The organism is Polynucleobacter sp. 35-46-11 (assembly GCF_002281105.1).
The window spans coordinates 1-1,285 of record NZ_NCFJ01000635.1 but is presented as its reverse complement, the minus strand read 5'-3'; the positions used below and the strand labels follow the sequence as shown (position 1 = coordinate 1,285).

2 protein-coding genes are annotated in these 1,285 nt (G+C 45.5%); both read right to left on the bottom strand.

The genetic code is table 11. The features are described 5' to 3' along the window. Window positions 1-243: hypothetical protein (locus B7Y67_RS18330; protein WP_293599862.1), on the bottom strand; the 243-nt coding region annotated here is incomplete at its 3' end. A 12-nt stretch (window positions 244-255) separates the two neighbouring features. After that, window positions 256-1,245, bottom strand: coding sequence for a malate dehydrogenase (locus B7Y67_RS18325; protein ID WP_215300881.1), 990 nt, complete (start codon window positions 1,243-1,245; stop codon window positions 256-258). Window positions 1,246-1,285 lie beyond the last annotated feature (40 nt).

Sequence of the window (1,285 nt, the reverse complement as noted above, 5' to 3'; positions counted from 1 at the left end):
ACCGAGCACGACTAGATCATGCCCACTGGTAGTATTTTTGTAACGCAAACTACCAGGCAAAGAATTTTCACGAACCAGTTCAAAAGTTTTGGATTGCCATGTTAGGCGAATCTTTTCCATTGTCCCGGTCGTATTAAATTGTTTGCTTTCGCTACAAGTCCAAGTCGATACTGCCTCGCTTGCACCGGCTGTGCTAACAAAGCCAGCAGCCATCATGCTTACGAGGAGAAGGGTACGCTTCATATATGAAAGTCCTTAAGAAAGAAGGTGTTTAACGCCTGCTTGCTCTTCAAGCAATTCGTTCAATGTGTGATTCATGCGCTCACGTGAGAACTCATCGATTTCTAAGCCTTCAACCATTTTGTATTCACCATTTTCGCAAATGACTGGGTAGCCGTAAATCACTTCAGCTGGAATGCCATATTCACCTTTGGAAGGAATGCCCATGGTGACCCACTTGCCATTTGTGCCCAGAACCCAGTCATGCATGTGATCGATTGCTGCATTCGCAGCTGATGCTGCAGAAGAGAGACCGCGAGCCTCAATAATGGCGGCGCCACGTTTGCCAACTGTAGGAATGAATGTGTCTTTATTCCAAGCTGGGTCATTAATGCTGTCTTTGACAGACTTGCCATCAACTGTTGCAAAACGATAGTCTGGGTACATTGTTGGGCTGTGGTTACCCCAAACAACCAATTTCTCAATATCAGCAACTGGCTTATTGAGTTTGCTAGCCAATTGAGAGAGCGCGCGGTTGTGATCGAGGCGCAACATTGCAGTGAAATTCTTTGCAGGAATATCTGGAGCAGACTTCATGGCGATGTATGCATTGGTATTTGCTGGGTTACCAACAACTAATACTTTCACAGTTTTCTTAGCTACTGCATTTAAAGCTTTACCTTGGGCAGTAAAAATCTGAGCATTGGCTGAGAGCAAATCTTTGCGCTCCATGCCAGGGCCACGAGGACGTGCACCAACCAACAAGGCAACATCAATATCCTTGAATGCAGTCATCGGGTCAGAGTGGGCTGTCATACCAGCCAACAATGGGAATGCGCAATCATCTAATTCCATCATCACGCCAGCTAAGGCTTTTTGAGCCTTTTCGTCTGGAATCTCTAGTAACTGGAGGATTACTGGCTGATCTTTGCCTAATAAATCGCCATTAGCGATGCGAAAAAGGAGGGAATAACCGATTTGACCGGCTGCACCGGTGACTGCAACACGCATTGGGGCTTTTGCCATTACTAATAACTCCAGTTGAGGTTAATTAATGAAATCTTTT